General features: G+C 69.8%; 19 protein-coding genes. 9 read left to right on the forward strand and 10 right to left on the reverse strand.

The features are described 5' to 3' along the window. Nucleotides 1-60 precede the first annotated feature (60 nt). Nucleotides 61-636: an arsenate reductase/protein-tyrosine-phosphatase family protein gene (locus FHG10_RS05925; protein WP_152352386.1), complete on the reverse strand. Its 576-nt coding sequence runs from the start codon at nucleotides 634-636 to the stop codon at nucleotides 61-63. Nucleotides 637-758: 122 nt separating this feature from the next. Between FHG10_RS05925 and FHG10_RS05930 the strand changes: the two genes are divergently transcribed. From FHG10_RS05930 to FHG10_RS05940, 3 genes are all read left to right on the forward strand, one after another. Beyond that, nucleotides 759-1295, forward strand: a complete 537-nt coding sequence (locus FHG10_RS05930; RefSeq protein WP_227488063.1) for a GNAT family N-acetyltransferase — start codon at nucleotides 759-761, stop codon at nucleotides 1293-1295. Then, nucleotides 1292-2368: an App1 family protein gene (locus FHG10_RS05935; RefSeq protein WP_152352387.1), complete on the forward strand. Its 1077-nt coding sequence runs from the start codon at nucleotides 1292-1294 to the stop codon at nucleotides 2366-2368. Before FHG10_RS05930 ends, FHG10_RS05935 begins: the two co-directional genes overlap by 4 nt. 222 nt (nucleotides 2369-2590) lie before the next feature. Further along, nucleotides 2591-3136 (forward strand): GNAT family N-acetyltransferase, encoded by a 546-nt coding sequence (locus FHG10_RS05940; protein ID WP_227488064.1) that lies wholly within the window; start codon nucleotides 2591-2593, stop codon nucleotides 3134-3136. Nucleotides 3137-3295: 159 nt separating this feature from the next. Here FHG10_RS05940 and FHG10_RS05945 read toward each other — a convergent pair whose 3' ends face one another. Genes FHG10_RS05945 through FHG10_RS05955 form a run of 4 tightly spaced genes read right to left on the reverse strand, consistent with a single transcriptional unit; the run spans nucleotide 3296 to nucleotide 6192 of the window. Next, nucleotides 3296-4291, reverse strand: a complete 996-nt coding sequence (locus FHG10_RS05945) for a type 2 periplasmic-binding domain-containing protein (RefSeq protein ID WP_227488065.1) — start codon at nucleotides 4289-4291, stop codon at nucleotides 3296-3298. Further along, nucleotides 4288-4890, reverse strand: a complete 603-nt coding sequence (locus FHG10_RS05950) for an amidohydrolase family protein (protein WP_227488066.1) — start codon at nucleotides 4888-4890, stop codon at nucleotides 4288-4290. The genes FHG10_RS05945 and FHG10_RS05950 overlap by 4 nt, the downstream gene beginning before the upstream one ends. Beyond that, complete coding sequence (locus FHG10_RS17910; RefSeq protein WP_193636226.1) at nucleotides 4832-5077, reverse strand: hypothetical protein; 246 nt, start codon at nucleotides 5075-5077, stop codon at nucleotides 4832-4834. The genes FHG10_RS05950 and FHG10_RS17910 overlap by 59 nt, the downstream gene beginning before the upstream one ends. Further along, on the reverse strand, nucleotides 5077-6192 hold the full coding sequence (locus FHG10_RS05955) for an ABC transporter substrate-binding protein (protein WP_227488067.1): 1116 nt from the start codon (nucleotides 6190-6192) through the stop codon (nucleotides 5077-5079). Before FHG10_RS05955 ends, FHG10_RS17910 begins: the two co-directional genes overlap by 1 nt. Here FHG10_RS05955 and FHG10_RS05960 point away from each other — a divergent pair. The 4 genes from FHG10_RS05960 to FHG10_RS05975 all read left to right on the forward strand — a co-directional run bounded on the left by FHG10_RS05960 (nucleotide 6191) and on the right by FHG10_RS05975 (nucleotide 9051). Beyond that, nucleotides 6191-6820, forward strand: coding sequence for a TetR/AcrR family transcriptional regulator (locus tag FHG10_RS05960; protein ID WP_152352389.1), 630 nt, complete (start codon nucleotides 6191-6193; stop codon nucleotides 6818-6820). The genes FHG10_RS05955 and FHG10_RS05960 overlap by 2 nt on opposite strands. Nucleotides 6821-6920: 100 nt before the next feature. Further along, nucleotides 6921-7166 carry a hypothetical protein gene (locus FHG10_RS05965; protein ID WP_152352390.1) on the forward strand — a complete coding sequence of 82 codons (246 nt, stop codon included), beginning with the start codon at nucleotides 6921-6923 and terminating at the stop codon, nucleotides 7164-7166. A gap of 75 nt (nucleotides 7167-7241) precedes the next feature. Further along, nucleotides 7242-8261, forward strand: a complete 1020-nt coding sequence (locus FHG10_RS05970; protein WP_152352391.1) for an aldo/keto reductase — start codon at nucleotides 7242-7244, stop codon at nucleotides 8259-8261. A 163-nt stretch (nucleotides 8262-8424) separates the two neighbouring features. After that, the gene (locus FHG10_RS05975; RefSeq protein ID WP_152352392.1) at nucleotides 8425-9051 is read left to right on the forward strand and encodes a phosphatase PAP2 family protein; all 627 of its coding nucleotides are present in this window, start codon (nucleotides 8425-8427) and stop codon (nucleotides 9049-9051) included. A 218-nt stretch (nucleotides 9052-9269) separates the two neighbouring features. On the opposite strand, the gene FHG10_RS05980 is transcribed toward FHG10_RS05975, so the two are convergent. Beyond that, complete coding sequence (locus tag FHG10_RS05980; protein WP_152352393.1) at nucleotides 9270-10646, reverse strand: GntP family permease; 1377 nt, start codon at nucleotides 10644-10646, stop codon at nucleotides 9270-9272. Nucleotides 10647-10917: 271 nt separating this feature from the next. On the opposite strand from FHG10_RS05980, the gene FHG10_RS05985 reads away from it, so the two are divergent. Together FHG10_RS05985 and FHG10_RS05990 are read left to right on the forward strand one after the other, a co-directional pair. Next, complete coding sequence (locus FHG10_RS05985) at nucleotides 10918-11619, forward strand: FadR/GntR family transcriptional regulator (RefSeq protein ID WP_152352394.1); 702 nt, start codon at nucleotides 10918-10920, stop codon at nucleotides 11617-11619. A 101-nt stretch (nucleotides 11620-11720) separates the two neighbouring features. Next, nucleotides 11721-12446: a phosphatase PAP2 family protein gene (locus FHG10_RS05990; protein ID WP_152352395.1), complete on the forward strand. Its 726-nt coding sequence runs from the start codon at nucleotides 11721-11723 to the stop codon at nucleotides 12444-12446. On the opposite strand, the gene FHG10_RS05995 is transcribed toward FHG10_RS05990, so the two are convergent. The 4 genes from FHG10_RS05995 to FHG10_RS06010 all read right to left on the reverse strand — a co-directional run bounded on the left by FHG10_RS05995 (nucleotide 12391) and on the right by FHG10_RS06010 (nucleotide 15578). Next, on the reverse strand, nucleotides 12391-13284 hold the full coding sequence (locus tag FHG10_RS05995) for an amino acid ABC transporter ATP-binding protein (RefSeq protein ID WP_152352396.1): 894 nt from the start codon (nucleotides 13282-13284) through the stop codon (nucleotides 12391-12393). The two genes, FHG10_RS05990 and FHG10_RS05995, sit on opposite strands and share 56 nt — an antisense overlap. Continuing rightward, nucleotides 13284-14261 (reverse strand): amino acid ABC transporter permease, encoded by a 978-nt coding sequence (locus FHG10_RS06000; protein ID WP_152352397.1) that lies wholly within the window; start codon nucleotides 14259-14261, stop codon nucleotides 13284-13286. Before FHG10_RS06000 ends, FHG10_RS05995 begins: the two co-directional genes overlap by 1 nt. Further along, nucleotides 14258-15190, reverse strand: coding sequence for a transporter substrate-binding domain-containing protein (locus FHG10_RS06005; RefSeq protein WP_152352398.1), 933 nt, complete (start codon nucleotides 15188-15190; stop codon nucleotides 14258-14260). Before FHG10_RS06005 ends, FHG10_RS06000 begins: the two co-directional genes overlap by 4 nt. A 91-nt stretch (nucleotides 15191-15281) precedes the next feature. Continuing rightward, the gene (locus tag FHG10_RS06010) at nucleotides 15282-15578 is read right to left on the reverse strand and encodes a putative quinol monooxygenase (RefSeq protein ID WP_152352399.1); all 297 of its coding nucleotides are present in this window, start codon (nucleotides 15576-15578) and stop codon (nucleotides 15282-15284) included. Nucleotides 15579-15605 lie beyond the last annotated feature (27 nt).

The following is a 15605-nucleotide window of genomic DNA, read 5'->3' on the forward strand; positions in this document are numbered from 1 at the left end:
TCCTCAGGCGGAGCGCGCCGGATCGAGCGGCGACCCCCGTCGGATCACCCGCAGCACGTGTCAGGCGCGGTGCGTCGGCGTCCGTCCCTCGCCCGTGCCCGCGCGCTTCTTCGCGCTGTCCAGGGCATCCAACTGCACGCGCAGGTAGAGCACGAGCGAGGGCATCGCTCGGATCATCCCCAGGACCGTGCGGTCGAAGGCCTTCTCCCCCTCGTACCAGGGGTCCGGGACCGCCATGTCCTCCTCGCGGGCGTTCGCGGGGACGACGGGGTCGAACTGGCGCCACAGCAGCACGTCGGGACGCGGCTGCCCTTCGGGGATCTCATCGACCTTGCGGCGCATCGTCGCCGCGTGCTCCGCGGTCATGGCGAGCACCAGGTCCCACTCGACCAGCTCGGACTGGTGCACGGTGCGCGCGGTGTGGTCGAAGGGCTCTTCGAAGCCCGCGCTCACCAGCGCCTTCACGGTGCGGTCGTCCATCGGCATGCCCTCGGAGTCCCAGCTGGTGCCAGCCGATCCCACCTCGATGCGCCCGGCCAGGCCCTCCTGGAGCAGACCCTGGCGCAGGATGACGGCCGCTGCGGGGGAACGACACATGTTCCCCGTGCACACGGTCAGGACACGGAAATCAGCCACCTCGACATTGTGACAGCACGATGACGCCTGCGCGGGCATCCGGGGATATGGCAGGGTGGGAGCGATCCTGGGGTCGAGACTCTTCCAGTTCTCGCACCCCGCGCAGGTAGGATGCCTGACGGGTGAGCGCGGGACCGCTCGTCCCGACGCTGACCCACGAACCGGAGGAGACCATGGTCGACATCATCCGTGCACGCGAGGACGACTGGTCGCTCGTCCGCGAGATCCGGCTTCGTTCGCTGAGCACCGATCCCGAGGCCTTCGGCCAGACCTGGGACCACGAGAGCACCTACGACGACTCCGCCTGGCGCGAGCGCATCGAGGCCGCCGCCTGGTTCCTCGCCGTCGAGAACGAGCAGCCCATCGCCGTGGTCGCCAGCCGCCACGAAGCGGACTCGCCCGAGAACGAGCGCGAGCTGCAGGCCATGTGGGTCACGCCCGAGGCCCGCAAGGGCGGCATCGCCCAGAAGCTCGCCCAGAGCGTCTGCTCCTGGGCCAAGGAGGACGGCGCCGACACGGTGACCCTGTACGTCGGCCCCGAGAACACCGGCGCCCGCAAGACCTACGAGGCGCTCGGATTCGCCGACACCGGCGACCGCTGGGAGGTCGTCGAGGACGATCCCCGCTCCTCCTGGATCAAGATGTCGCGCAGCGTGTGACACCCGCGCCACAGCCCTCGGGCCCGCAGCAGGCACGCCTGCAGCCGCACTGGTCGGCGCGGATCGAGAACGTCAAGAACGCTGCGGTCAGCCGCGTTCTCGACACCGTGGGCTGGGTGCTGCGGATCAAGCCGTTCACCGGCTTCGGCACCACCGGCCGCGTGCGGATCATCGCGCGCGTGCTGTGGGCCCGGCCGTCGGCCCCCTCCGACTACCACGACCAGCCCGTGTGGGACATGCGCTCGATGGCGGTGCGCGGCTGGCGCAGCTTCATCTCGCAGGTCGCGCCGCACCAGGACGTGCGCATCCACCTCGACGGGCGCGAGTACGCGGTGCGCTCGGACCGCTCGGGACTCGTGGACGTCGAGCTCGACTCGGACCTGCCGCCCGGCGTGCACATCGCCCGCATCGCGACCACGACCGAGAACACCGTGACCGCCGAGGTCCACGTCCACTCCCCCGACGAGGCGTTCGGCGTGGTCAGCGACATCGACGACACCGTGGTGGTCACCTGGCTCCCGCGGCCGTTGCTCGCCTTCTGGAACGCGTTCGTGATCCCGCAGACCTCCCGCCGCGCCGTCTCCGGCATGGCGATGCTCTACCAGCGCATCGCGCGCTGCCGCACCTCCGCCCCGTTCGTGTACCTCTCCACCGGCGCCTGGAACGTGTTCCCCGTGCTCCAGCGCTTCCTCTACAAGAACGGCTACCCCGACGGCCCGCTGCTGCTCACCGACTGGGGGCCCACGAACACCGGCTTCTTCCGCTCCGGCCGCGCCCACAAGGAGCGCACCCTGGAGACACTGGTCGAGCAGTTCCCCCGCGCCCGCTGGCTGCTGATCGGTGACGACGGGCAGCACGACCCGGCGATCTACGCGGCCTTCGCCCGCGCGCACCCCGAGAACGTCGCCGCCGTCGCGATCCGCGAGCTCACCGAGCCCGAGCAGGTGCTCTCCAGCGGCCTGCGCGCCCGTCGCCACCCCGACCTGCCCGCCGACTCCCCCGTCGTCTGGGTCCAGGGGCCCGACGGCAACGCCCTGCTCCACGGCCTGCGCCGCGAGGGCATCGTGCCGTGAGAGGCCCGCGCCCCCGCGTCGCACCCACCGACCGCCAGCCGCGCCCGCTGGCCCGAATCCGCCGGGCAGAACCCGACCATGACCAGGATCTATGACGGGATCCAGCCGTTTTCGTCATAGAACCTGGCCACGAACCGCCAGCCGACCATCGGCCTGCCAACGGCTGACCGCCAGCCGACCGACGCACTCCCGAACCGCATCCCGCAGGAGCTCCAGACCACCGTGTCCACCGCCGCCGCCACGCCCGCACCCGCCCCTCGCCCGGCACCGCCCGTGATCCGCGAGGCGACCCTTGCCGACGTCGAGGACATCGTCCGCGTCGTCAATCTCGCTTACCGCACCCAGGGCGGCTGGACCACCGAGGAGCACCTCGTCGGCGGCGCCCGCACCGACGCCGAGGACGTGCGCGCGGCGATCGCCGACGACACGCACCTGCTCCTGGTCGCCGAGCGCGACGGCGCGATCATCGGCTGCTGCTACACCGATCGCCAGGAGGACAGCGCCGAGCTGGGGCTGTTCGCCGTCGACCCGACGGTGCAGGCAGGCGGCGTGGGCGGCGCACTCATGGAGGAGCAGGCGCGCCGCCGGGCCGACGAGGGCCTCGCCTCCCTGCACCTGCGGGTCCTCGAGTCCCGCCCGGAGCTGCAGGCCTGGTACGCCCGGCACGGCTTCGTCGAGACCGGCGAGGTGGTGCCCTTCGCGGGCGACGCCGCCGATCTCAAGGTGCCGGGGCTGGGCATGGCGGTGATGGTGCGGGCGCTCGCTTGAGCGCGGCGGGCACGGTCGCCTCGAAGCGCCCTCGGTTACGTTCCGAGTCTCACGAAGGAGAATCGGAGTCTGCCCGGAAAGTTCGGTCCAGAGCCCGCCGTGAACGACGGCGTCCAGTGGCACCGCAGGATGCACGAGGCGATGTGCAGGGTCGGCGGATCACGTCTGGCGCAGTTCGGGGACCATGACCTCCTCAACGGAGAATCGTCGCGAGAGTCCCTGCTCGTGGTGATAACGCAGGAACGTGTCAAGTGCCGTGCGGTTCGCGGCGACACCGTAGGCGAACGGGTCGTTGCCCAGCACGTCGACGTCACGGTCGGCGAGGCTGTTCGCCCAGGGAAGCAACTCGGTCGCGAAGTTGACGACCCTGCCGAGGGTCTGGCGTCGCAGCGCCTGATTCTTGGACGCTGTGCAGGCGCCGTACACGAGGCGCGCGATGCCGGGCCGCTCTTCGACGAGCTCGCGGCGGATCACGAGGACGTGGGCGGGCGGGAAGATTCCTGTGCGCCGGTAGTAGTCCTCTTCGACCCCGCGGTAATCGGGGAACAGTCGCGTAATGCTCGGAGAGCGTTCCAGGAAGGCGCGGGGCACGTTGCCCGAGACGAGGGCGTCGAGCTGCCCTTCCTCGAGCATGCGGCCGAGGTCGGCACCCTGAGGGGCGGATTGCACGTCCACGCCCGCGGCGTGCCGCGCCGGCACGTAGTCGGCAGGTACCAGGGGCCTGTCAAGACCGCCGGTCGTCCAGTGCATGGTCTCGGGCCGGACGCCGTGCTCGTCGTGCAGGATCCCCTTCGCCCAGACACCGGCGTCGTGACCATACATGACGAACTCGCCGACCCGTTTCCCGGTCAGGTCTTCGGGGCGTGTGATGCCTGCGTCGGTGTTGATGAAGACCGCCGACTGTCGGAACAGACGCGCCGGGAAGATGGGCAGTGCCAGGAAGGGGTGCTCCTCGGTGTCGAGGGTCCGCAGAAAGTAGGTGAGGCCGAGCTCGGCGACGTCGAACTCCCGTCGCACGATGGCGCCTTCGAAAATCTCCGTTGCGAGTGTCGAGGTGGTGTACTGCACCGGACGGCCGTCGACTGTCACGCTCCCATCGATGAGGCCGCGGAGCTGGTCGTAAGGCATCGACCCGAAACGCAGCCGGCGGCTCATCGCCGAATCCCCGCCCGGAGTTGTTCCCCGGTGTGAGGGGCGATCGCCGCGATGTGCGCCACCCGCTCCAAGTAGATAAGCACCAGCTCGTTCCAGTGACCTAGGACGATGCGCAGGCCGGAGTGGCGATCGAGGACCCCGCTGAGCACAAGTCGCAGGAATTGCACGCCGGCGTCGTAATGCCAGCCGATGCCATGGGTCGCGAGACCGTTCGACACCGATGGGGAGAAGCCGTCGTAATAGGCGTCGCGCACCGCGGGCGGCGGCGACTGCGGGTGCAGGTGCAGGTGCAGCGGCACGTTCAACTCTTCTGCCGTCGCCCACAGCGGATCGAGGTTCGGGTCGTCGAGACCTGTGCTGTCGGTTCGGCCGTAGAGCATCGCACCGTCGAGCCCGCGAGTGCGCACTGCCCGCTCAAGCTCGGCAGCGGCTGCGTCAGGGCAGGCGGTGGCGAGCGACGCGAGGCCCTGGAAATGATCGGGGTCGACGTGCACGATCTCGGCAATCCTGTCGTTCACGAGGGGCTGCAGGGCAAGCGCTTCAGCGGGCGGAAGGTTCTGGGGTCCTGGCGTCGTGAGCGAGAGCACTTGCACGTCCACCCCCCGTCGCGGCCATCCGGTCGCGCCGCTCGTCCCCGACGTCGAGCAGCAAACGGGCGCTCTTGCCCTGGGTCGCGGGACCATAGGCGAGGTCGCGATGAAGGGGGTCGAGGCGCGTCCAAGCGTCGAGCACTTCCGGGACGACCAGGTGCTCCTCAAGCGCAATGATGCGCAGTGCGCCGTCCATCAGGTGTCCAGAAGGGACGGCGCGAAGATGTCCTCGCTCGTCAGGAGTGTCTGGGACAGGCCCTGCTCGTGGTGATAGCGGAGGAACGTGTCGATGGCCCTGCGGTTGCGCTCGACGCCGTAGGGCCACCAGTCCTCGCCCAAGAGAGCACGGTTCTCGGCGAACAGCTCGCTGAACCACGGGGTGATCACGCCCATGTGCTGCTTGGTCGCCTGGTCGCGATACCACGATTGCACCTGCTCCTTGGCGGTCGCGTAGGCGTCATAGATCGCGCGAGCGACTTCGGGGTGCTCGGCGACGACCTCGCGACGGATCGCGACGACATGCATCATCGGGTGAATGCCGGTGCGCGTGAAGTACTCCCGTTCGACCTGCGGGTACTCGGGCCACAGTCGCCGGATGCCGGTCTTGTCGCCGTTCAGGAGCGCCTGCGGCACGTCGACTGACAGCAGTGCGTCGATCTGCCCGGATTCGAGCATTGCGGCAAGGGTTGCTCCATCGGGCGCGTGGGTGACGTCGACCCCCGCGGGCACGGGCTGTGGGATCCAGTCGAAGGCCCCCATCGGGAAGTCGGTGCCGCCGACGATCCAACGGATCTGGTCGGGCGTGACGCCGTACTCCTCCGCGAGGATCCCCTTCATCCACACGCCTGGGTCACTGCCCCACAGCGCGAACTCCCCCACAGTTCGACCGGCGAGTTCTTCGGGGCGCTCGATGCCGCTGCGCTCGGAGACGTACAGCGCCTCGTGCCGGAAATTGCGGTTGGGGAAGATCGGCAGCGCGACGAACGGCGAGGCGGCGGCGTCCCAGCTGCGCAGGAAATAGGTGAGGCCGTACTCGGCCACGTCGAGCTCACCCTGCGCCATCTGCTGGAAGGTATCGGAGATCAGTGGCGACGAGACGAATGTTGCCTCGACCCCCTCGATTCCGATCGCACCGTCGAACAGCGCGCGGGTGTGCTCGTAGCGGTAGCCGCCGATCGTCAGGGGTAGGCAGGTCATGAGAGTCCTCGCATCCACTCGGATCGTTTCCGTGAACGATCGTTCACCAAAAACGATCCACCCGACGTCGCGTTGTGTCAAGATGAACCTCTGTTCACCGAAGGAGGACGCCATGCCCCGCATCACCGAGGCCCGTCGCACCGAGAAGCGAGCCGCGATCGTTGCCGCTGCGCGCAGATGCTTTTCTCGCGACGGCTTCCGTCAGACCTCGATGCCGGACATCGCCGCCGAGGCCGGCGTCTCGACCGGCGCGCCCTACCGCTATTTCGCGGGCAAGGACGAGCTCATCCTTGAAATCGCCGGCGACGCGTTCCGATTCATCTTCGAACCGCTGGAGCGAGCGGTCGAGCACGGCGACGCGCTCACCGTCTCAGAGCTCATCCGGGCCGCCGTCGCGCGCGCCGGCGAGAGCGCCGTTGTCGACCCGGCCGGACAGCCGGTGTCGATCGACGACCTTCTCCGATGCGCGGTGCAGGCCTGGGGTGAGCTACTGCGCAACGAGCGTCTGCGCGTCCATGCCCAGCATGGCTTCGATGCGATGCGCCGCAGCATGGCAACGTCATTACATCGGGGACAGGAGGCAGGCATCGTGCGCGAGGACCTCGACATCGATAGGACGACGCGCGTGGTGATGGCGCTCCTGCACGGCTACGTCCTCCAACGCACCGCTTTCGACCTCCAGGACCCCCACGGCTTCCTCGACGACGCCGACTTCGTGATCACAACAGTCGGATTGACATGACGGATCGACCCGCCATCACCGACCCGGAGCCGGTGTGAGCAGATGGGCGATCGAGCCCCCGGTGTGGTGGAGAGAGCCGCCTCCGGCGTTCGCGGGTGTGATGAGCGGTTCTGACGGACGGACGTTCAGCTCGCGGCGGGGCTTCCCCGCAATCGTTGGGCACCGGGCCACTGAGGGCCTCGCGACACTGCACCTGCGGGTCCTCGAGTCCCGCACGGAACTGCAAGACTGGTACGCCCGGCACGACTTCGTCGAGACCGGCGAGGTGGTGCCCTTCGCGGGCGACGCGGCGAACCTCAAGGTGCCGGGGCTGGGCATGGCGGTGATGGTGCGGGCGCTCGCCTAGGCTTGACCCCATGAGCAACGAGGCCTTCGCGCCCTCCCCCGACCGCTACGAGAGCACCGANCTAGGCTTGACCCCATGAGCAACGAGGCCTTCGCGCCCTCCCCCGACCGCTACGAGAGCACCGACTACCGCCGGGTCGGCGACTCCGGCCTACGCCTGCCGCCGATCTCGTTGGGCTTCTGGCAGAACTTCGGCGAGGACCGCGACCCCGGCACGCTGACCTCGATCGTGCGCCGCGCCTTCGACATGGGCATCACCCACTTCGACCTGGCCAACAACTACGGCCCGCCTCCCGGCAGCGCCGAGTCCCACCTGGGCCGGATCCTCGCCCGCGACTTCGGCCGCCACCGCGACGAGCTGGTGATCTCCACGAAGGCCGGCTACCTCATGTGGGACGGCCCCTACGGCGACGGCGGCTCGCGCAAGTACCTGCTGAGCTCGCTCGACCAGTCCCTGGACCGCCTGGGCCTGGAGTACGTCGACATCTTCTACCACCACCGCGAGGACCCCGAGACCCCGCTCGAGGAGACCATGGGCGCGCTCGCCCACGCCGTCCACACGGGCAAGGCCCTGTACGCCGGGATCTCGAACTACTCGCCCGAGCACACCCGCGAGGCCGCCCGCATCCTCGATGGCCACGGGGTGCCGCTGCTCATCCACCAGCCCTCGTACTCGATGTTCAACCGCCATGTCGAGGACGGTCTGCTGGAGACCGCCTCGGATCTGGGCATCGGCCTGGCCGTCTTCTCACCGCTGCAGCAGGGGCTGCTGACCAGCAAGTACCTGAGGGGCGTCCCGCAGGGCTCGCGCGCCGCCGGCGCCTCCCCGTTCCTCTCCGCCACCCAGACGGAGGACGAGACGTACCAGGAGCGCGTGCGGGGGCTCGCGAAGATCGCCGAGTCCCGCGGGCAGAGCCTCGCGCAGATGGCGCTCGCCTGGGTGCTGCGCCACCGCGAGGTCGCGACCGCGCTCGTGGGCGCCTCCTCGACCACCCAGCTCGAGCAGAACGTCGAGGCCGCCCGCAGTGCCGAGTTCACCGACTCGGAGCTCGCCGCGATCGACGAGTTCGCGGTCGACGGCACCGGGCGGAAGTGAGCACGCTCAGGAAGTGAGTACCCTCAGCGAGAGGAGAGAAGATGTCGTCAAACCGCTCTTATGACGACGACTTCTCACCTCTCGGTGGGCCGTGACCCGTCGGATCTGTGGGTGAGGCCACCGCGACAGGGGCGCTCGGCGACCGCGGTGGGATGATCGGGAAATGCGCATTTCCCCCGTCCGCTGGCTCATCGCGGGGGCCACGCTCGCTCTTTTCCTGCTGGTCTTCTACCTCTCGGGCTGGGTGGGGCCGACGGAGTCGCTCGACATCCGCGTGCTCACCTCGCTGTGGACGAACGGCACGCCGCGGCTGCTGTGGATCGTCTCGGTGCCGTGGCTCATCCTGTGCAGCATCGTCGTGATCGCGATCGGCATCCGCCGAGATCGCGCCATGGACGGTCTGCGCGCCTTCGCCCTGCTGGCGATCTGCAACGTGCTCGGTCAGGTGCTGAAGAAGATCGTGCTGCACCGCGACTCGATCGTGCTCACCGTGGACAACACCTACCCCAGCGGCCACATGATCGCCTTCGCCTCGGTCGCGCTCGCCCTGCGCATCGTGCTGCCGCGGCGCATGCGCAGGCCCTTCACCGTGATCGCCGCGCTCGTGCTGTGCGTGGTCGCCTTCGAGCTCGTCCACTACGGCTGGCACCGCCCCAGCGACGTGGTCGGATCGCTGCTGCTGGTCACCGCCGTCGGCGTGCTCGGCGGCGGGTCGAGGGATCAGGGCGATGCCGAGAACGCGGGCGGGGGACGCGATCGTCCCGAGCCGATCCTCCCGCCCGGCGCCTGAGAACCCGAGACGACAGGCGGCCAGTGACGGGCACGGCCGACACCCCACGGCGTCAGATCCGCGCAGGGGACGATTCCGTGCCGTTCACCCCTCGAACACCGCACGGAATCCTCCCGAACGCGGGTTCGATGATGCGGGCGGGCCTGGCGCCTGAGCATGGCGAGCGGCTACCGGGGCGGGCTCGCCGGCCGAGCCGCCGAGCCGCCGGGCCGCCTGCCTCAGAAGATCGCGTAGACGGCGAGCACGAAGGCGAAGCCGACCACGGACTCGATGCCCTGCTGGACGGTCCAGGTCTTCAGGGTGGTCTTCACGTCCATGCCCATGAGGCGCCCGACGAGCCAGAAGCCGGAGTCGTTCACGTGCCCGGCGAAGACGGAGCCCGCGGCGGCCGCGAGCGTGATCGCGGCGGTGTCGATCGCGCCGTAGCCGCCGGCCATCACGGCCGGGGACAGCAGACCCGCGGTGGTCACCAGAGCGACCGTCGCCGAGCCCTGTGCCAGGCGCAGGGCGAGGGCGATGACGTAGGCGGCGAAGATGACGGGCATGCCCCAGGAGTCGAGCGTCGAGGCGAGCGCGTCGCCGATCCCGGAGGCGCGCAGCACGCCGCCGAACATGCCGCCGGCGCCGGTGATGAGGATGACCGAGGCGACCTGGCCCAGCGTGGAGTCCACGAGCTTCTCGAGCGCCGAGCCGTCCTGGCCGCGGAACTTCCCGAGCACGAGCATGGCCACCAGGACGGTGATCAGCAGGGCGACGGGCGATTCGCCGATCAGGCGCAGGGCCTGCACCCAGCTCGCGTCGGCGTCCACGACCTTCGCGGTGCCCAGGGCGTCCAGTCCGGTGTTCAGCAGGATCAGCACGAGCGGGAGCGCGACGACCGCGAGCACGGTGGACGCCTTCGGAGGCACGGCCGGCTGGTCATCGTCGGTGCCGAACAGGTCGGGGACGAGCAGCGGCGTGCGCTTGTTGACGAAGGTCGCCCACAGGTAGCCGGAGACGTACCAGACCGGGAAGGCGATGATCAGGCCGACCAGCAGCACCATGCCCAGGTTCGCGCCGAAGAAGTCGCTCGCGGCGACCGGGCCGGGGTGCGGCGGCACGAACACGTGCATGACCGAGAACGCCGCCGCCGAGCTCAGTCCGTACAGCAGCAGGTTCTTCCCGCCGATGCGCCGGGCGACCGCGAAGATGATCGGCAGCATGACCACCAGGCCGGCGTCGAAGAAGATCGGGAAGCCCAGCACCAGGGAGGTCAGGCCCAGGGCGAAGGCGGCGCGCTTCTCGCCGAAGACGGCGACCATCTTCTCGGCGATCACCTTGGCGCCGCCGCTGGACTCGATGAGGCGTCCGAGCACGGCGCCGAAGCCGATGAGCAGGGCGACGGATCCGAGAGTGGACCCGAAGCCGTCGACGAGCGTCTCGATGATCGCGCCGGAGGGGATGCCCGTGGCCAGGGCCGTCAGCAGCGAGACGATGACCAGCACCAGGAAGGCGTGCAGCCTCACCTTGATGACCAGGAACAGGATCAGCGCGACGGCGACCGCGGCGATGCCGAGGAGGGGGCCGGCGCCCAGGGTCTGGGTCCAGTTGTCCATGGGGATTCTCCGTTGAATGCGGGTGGGAAGCAGAGTGGTCCGGGTGGGGCGGCGATGCCTGCGCGCCCACGGCAACCGGCGGCGACCGCCGAACACACGACCGCAAAGGTACTACTTTATGCGCGCTAAGGTAGCACCATTGAAGCGGGCGCTGGGACCCCGGATCATCGTTCGATCCGCCGACGCCCTCCGCCCGCGCGGCGCCCGCGCAGCCCTCGCAGTCCCCGCAGTCCTCGCAGTCCTCGCAGTCCTCGACGATGAAGGAGTCGCCATGCCCACGTCGGCCATGCACGAGGGGGTCCTGGACGATCTGGGCCGGCGCATCACCGATGGCCGCCTCCCCGAGGGCTCCGTGCACACGCTCTCCGGCATCGAGAAGGACTGCCGCGCCTCGCGGACCGTGGCACGGGAGGCCGTGCGCGTGCTCGAGTCCCTCGGCATGGTCGCCTCTCGTCGGCGCGTGGGCATCACGGTGCAGCCCCGCGGGGCCTGGGACGCCTTCTCCCCGCGCCTGATCGACTGGCAGCTGGCCGGCCCGTTCCGCCAGCGCCAGCTCGAGGCGCTCGCCGAGCTGCGCGTGGCTGCCGAGCCGATGGCCGCCCATCTCGCCGCACGCCGCGCCGACTCCCGCCAGTGCGCGGAGCTGCGACGCCTGGCCGATCGGCTCGTGGACCTGGGAGGACGGGGCCTGGGCGATTCCGAGGACTACCTCGAGGCCGACGTCGCCTTCCACGACCTGCTTCTGGCAGCCTCCGGGAACCCGCAGCTGACCTCTCTCGCTCGCCCGGTGCGCGCGGTGCTCGAGGGCCGCAACCGCCTGGGGCTCACTCCCCCGCTGCCCGTCGAGGGCACGCTCGAGGAGCACATGCGGGTCGCGCTCGCGATCGCCGACGGGGACGCGGAGGCCGCCGAGAGCTGCTCCCGGTCGCACATGCGCACGGTGTGGGGCGAGGTGCGCCGGACGGACGACTGAGCGTCGCGACGCTCCCACCTGCAGATGTTCGCTGGGAAGAGCGTGTGCGAGATGCCACCGCCCCCTTCGAGGCGCACGGGCCGCGATGCCATCATCGGGGCGTGCTCACCACGGAACAGGACTCGCAGACCCTGACCGCGGACCTCACGCGCGACGCGACCCGAGCGCGCCCTCTCGACGCGGACCGTCGGCAGATGATCCTCCGCGCCCTGGTGGCCGTCATCTCGACCGGGATGTTCCTCGTCCTCTACCGGCTCTCGGGGTCGTACCGGCCCGCGGAGCAGCTGGACCTCGGCATCTTCTGGATGCTGGAGACGCACGGCAACCCCACGCTGCTGCGTGCCGTCTCCGTGCCCACGCTGATGCTGAGCAGCGCGGTCGTGCTCCTGATCGCCGCAGGCCGGGGCAGGGCGATGCGGGGCGTGCGCGCTCTTATGATCCTGGCCGCCTGCAACGTGCTGGGCCAGGTGCTCAAGGGCTTCGTGTTCGGGCGCGATGCGATCGCGACGGATCAGGGCAACTCGTTCCCCAGCGGACACATGATCGCCTTCGGGTCGGTGGCAATGGCCCTGTGGATCGTGGTCCCCGGCGCGATGCGCGGCGTCGTCGCGATCGTCGCTGCCCTCGTGCTCGCCGCGGCCGCCTTCGAACTCGTGCACTACGGCTGGCACCGTCCCAGCGACGTGGCCGGATCGCTCCTCCTCGTCACGGCCGTCGGAGCGGTCGGCGGCGGCGCGAGCTGCGGCCGCGAGTCCTGCCGGCGCTCGTCGCTCACAGCACGGAGGCGAGGAACCCCTGCAGACGATCCGACTGCGGGTGGTCGATGACCTGCTCGGGGCTGCCCTGCTCGAGGATCTGCCCGTCGGCCATGAAGACGACCTGGTCGGCGACCTCGCGGGCGAAGCCCATCTCGTGGGTGACCACGACCATGGTCATGCCGCCCTCTGCGAGCTCCTTGAGGACAGTGAGCACCTCGGCGACGAGCTCGGGGTCCAGGGCCGACGTGGGCTCGTCGAAGAGCATCAGCTCGGGCTCCATCGCCAGCGCACGGGCGATCGCCACCCGCTGCTGCTGGCCGCCGGAGAGCTCCGAGGGGTAGTGCTCGGCGCGATCGGCCAGCCCCACGCGCTCGAGGAGCGCGAGCGCGTCCTTCTCGGCCTGCGCCTTGGGGCGGCCGAGCACGTGCACGGGCGCCTCCATGACGTTCTGCAGGGCCGTCATGTGCGGGAACAGATCGAAGCGCTGGAAGACCATGCCGATGCGGGCGCGCTGGCGGGCGATCTCCTTCGGGGAGAGCTTCTGCCAGCGGCCGTCGGGCAGGGGCTCCTCGGCGTATCCCTGGGTGACGCCGGCGATGCGCACGCGGCCCGCCGTGGGCTCCTCGAGCTGGTTGATGCAGCGCAGCAGCGTGGACTTGCCCGAGCCCGAGGGGCCGATCAGCACGGCCACCTCGCCCTCGGCCACGCGCAGGTCGCAGTCCTTGAGCACGTGCAGCTCGCCGAAGGCCTTGTGCACGCCCTCGAGCGCGATGAGGGCGGGGCCCTCGGCCGGGGCCGCGGGGTCCGACGGGGCAGCGTCCGACGGGGCAACGTCCGACGGGGCAGCGGGCGCCGCCTGGTCGTCCGGTGCGTTCGCCCGATGGGTGTTCCGGGGGTCCTGGCTCATCACAGCTCCACCTCCGGGAGGGAGTTCTTGGGGGTCGTCGAGGCGCTGTTCACGGCCCGCTGGCGGGCGCGGCGGCCGCGCTTCGTCGGTCCGGCGCCGCCGGGGCGGTCATCGAAGCCGCGGCCGAAGTAGCGCTCGAGGTAGTACTGGCCCACCATCAGCACGCTCGTGATCGCGAGGTACCAGATCGCGGCGACGACCAGCAGCGGGATCGGCGCGTACAGCTTGTTGGCGATCGCGTTGGTCGCGAAGGTGAGGTCCAGGGTGAAGGGCACCGCGAGCACCAGCGAGGTGGTCTTGAGCATGCCGATGGTCTCGTTGCCCAGCGGCGGCACGATCACGCGCATGGCCTGCGGAATGATGATCCGCCGCAGGATCTGGCCGTTGCCCATGCCCAGCGCCTTGGATGCCTCGCTCTGGCCCTTGTCCACGGAGTTCAGGCCCGAGCGGATGATCTCGGCGAGATAGGCGCCCTCGTTGAGCCCGAGGCCGACGACGGCCGCCCAGAACGCCGGGAAGTAGTCGCGCGTGGAGAAGGAGAACCACTCGGGGCCGAAGGGGACGCCCACGGTGATCTTCGGGACGATCACCGTGAACAGGCCCCAGAACACCAGCTGGGTGTACACCGGGGTGCCGCGGAAGACGAAGATGTATGCCCAGGAGACGCCGCGCAGCACGGGGTTCTCGCTGCGTCGCATGATCGCCGCGGTGAGCGCGACGATCGTTCCCAGCACCATCGAGAGCACCGTGATCAGCAGGGTCCAGCCCACGCCCTGGACGACCTTCACGTCCAGGATGTAGGTGGCGACCGTGCCCCAGTCGAAGACGGGGTTGGTGACAAGGAAGTTCGCGAGGGCGAGCACCAGCAGCACCACGATGACGGCGCTGATCCAGGTGCCCGGGCGCGGGCTGCGCTTGGCGCGGATGCGGCCCGGGATCGGGTCGGCGGGCGCGGGCGAGGGCTGTGTCGTGCTCACTGCGGGTCCACTTCCGAGGTCTTGATCATGCCGGCGGCGTTGCCCCAGGCATCGAGGATGTCGTGCATGGCGCCGGAGTCGATGAGGTGCTGGACCGCGCCGCGGATCGCCTTCGCGAGCTCCGGCTGGTCCTTGGAGACGACGATCCCGTACAGGGCCGCGTCCTCGATGTCGCCCACCTGCTCGAGGGTCCCGCGGGACTTCTCGATCGCGTAGGCGACCACCGGGGAGTCGCCGATCAGGACGTCGGCCTTCCCGCCCGCGGCGGCAGTCGCGGCGTCGGCGTTGCCCACGTAGGGCTGGTCGATGACGCCCTGGCCGCCGTCCTTCCGGCAGGCGGCGTCGCGCTCGGCGACGACGTCGTCCATGTAGGTGCCGACCTGGTGGGCGACGCGCGCGCCGCACAGGTCGGGCGGGGTGATGCCGTAGGGGTTGCCCGTCTTCACCGCATAGGACATGCCGGCGGAGAAGTAGGAGACCATCGAGACCTGCTTGAGCCGGTCGGGGTCGATGGTGAAGCTCGAGATCCCCACGTCGTACTTCGAGCCGATCGAGGGGATGATCTGCGCGAACACCGCGGACTCGGTGCGCGTCTCCAGTCCCAGCACCTTGCCGACGCCGCTGAGGATGTCCATGTCGATGCCCACGGCCCCGCCGTCCGAGCCCACGAACTCGCCGGGCGCGTAGTTCAGGGCCGCGCCGTTGACGAGAGTGCCGCGCTCGCGGACGTCCTTCGGGACGAGGCCCGCGAGGTCGTCCTGCTTCGTGATGCCCGAGAGGTCGATCGTCGGGATCGCGTTGGTCTCGGCGTCCAGGCGCTCGGAGGCGTGGGTGCAGCCGCCGAGGGCCGGCACCGTGATCGCGGTGCCGAGAGCGAGGGGCAGCGCGCGCAGCAGGGTGCGTCTGCGGGGCCGGGATGACGGGAACACGAGTGGAAGTTTATGCAGAGGTATGCATGACGACAAATCCGTGGGGTGTGGGGCACACGGGGCGCGGGCACGCAGCCGTGCGCCGCCCCTCTCAGATCGGCCGGAGGACGACCGTGCGCGGAGGCTCTCTCAGCACATCGACCGCCTCGCTCATCCCGTGCTCGGCCGCGTCGCGCATGTGCGCCTCGAAGGCGGCGGCGCTCTCCCATTCCTGCATCGCGTAGAACGCCCCGGGACTCGCAGGGTCCGCGTATTCGCGCGAACTGATCATGCCGGGCTTGCGCGACGTCTGGATGGCGTCCGACAACCGACGACGCGCCTCGCTCTCGTATCCGGGCTCCGCCTGGATGCTGATCAGCACCATCACACCGCCATCAGGACTGCTCATGATCCCTCCCGCATATCCGGCGACCAT

Origin of the sequence: Brachybacterium subflavum, assembly GCF_009299795.1 — a bacterium.
Lineage (GTDB): Bacteria > Actinomycetota > Actinomycetes > Actinomycetales > Dermabacteraceae > Brachybacterium > Brachybacterium subflavum.

Bases quoted from the DNA above. Each gene is read 5' to 3' on its own strand.
- FHG10_RS06010 (WP_152352399.1), bottom strand. From the start codon at position 15,578: ATGAGCAGTCCTGATGGCGGTGTGATGGTGCTGATCAGCATCCAGGCG.
- FHG10_RS05960 (WP_152352389.1), top strand. From the start codon at position 6,191: ATGCCCCGCATCACCGAGGCCCGTCGCACCGAGAAGCGAGCCGCGATC.
- FHG10_RS05955 (WP_227488067.1), bottom strand. From the start codon at position 6,192: ATGGCGTCCTCCTTCGGTGAACAGAGGTTCATCTTGACACAACGCGAC.
- FHG10_RS05980 (WP_152352393.1), bottom strand. From the start codon at position 10,646: ATGGACAACTGGACCCAGACCCTGGGCGCCGGCCCCCTCCTCGGCATC.
- FHG10_RS05985 (WP_152352394.1), top strand. From the start codon at position 10,918: ATGCCCACGTCGGCCATGCACGAGGGGGTCCTGGACGATCTGGGCCGG.
- FHG10_RS05965 (WP_152352390.1), top strand. From the start codon at position 6,921: ATGAGCGGTTCTGACGGACGGACGTTCAGCTCGCGGCGGGGCTTCCCC.
- FHG10_RS05995 (WP_152352396.1), bottom strand. From the start codon at position 13,284: ATGAGCCAGGACCCCCGGAACACCCATCGGGCGAACGCACCGGACGAC.
- FHG10_RS05945 (WP_227488065.1), bottom strand. From the start codon at position 4,291: ATGAGCCGCCGGCTGCGTTTCGGGTCGATGCCTTACGACCAGCTCCGC.
- FHG10_RS05975 (WP_152352392.1), top strand. From the start codon at position 8,425: ATGCGCATTTCCCCCGTCCGCTGGCTCATCGCGGGGGCCACGCTCGCT.
- FHG10_RS17910 (WP_193636226.1), bottom strand. From the start codon at position 5,077: ATGGACGGCGCACTGCGCATCATTGCGCTTGAGGAGCACCTGGTCGTC.
- FHG10_RS05970 (WP_152352391.1), top strand. From the start codon at position 7,242: ATGAGCAACGAGGCCTTCGCGCCCTCCCCCGACCGCTACGAGAGCACC.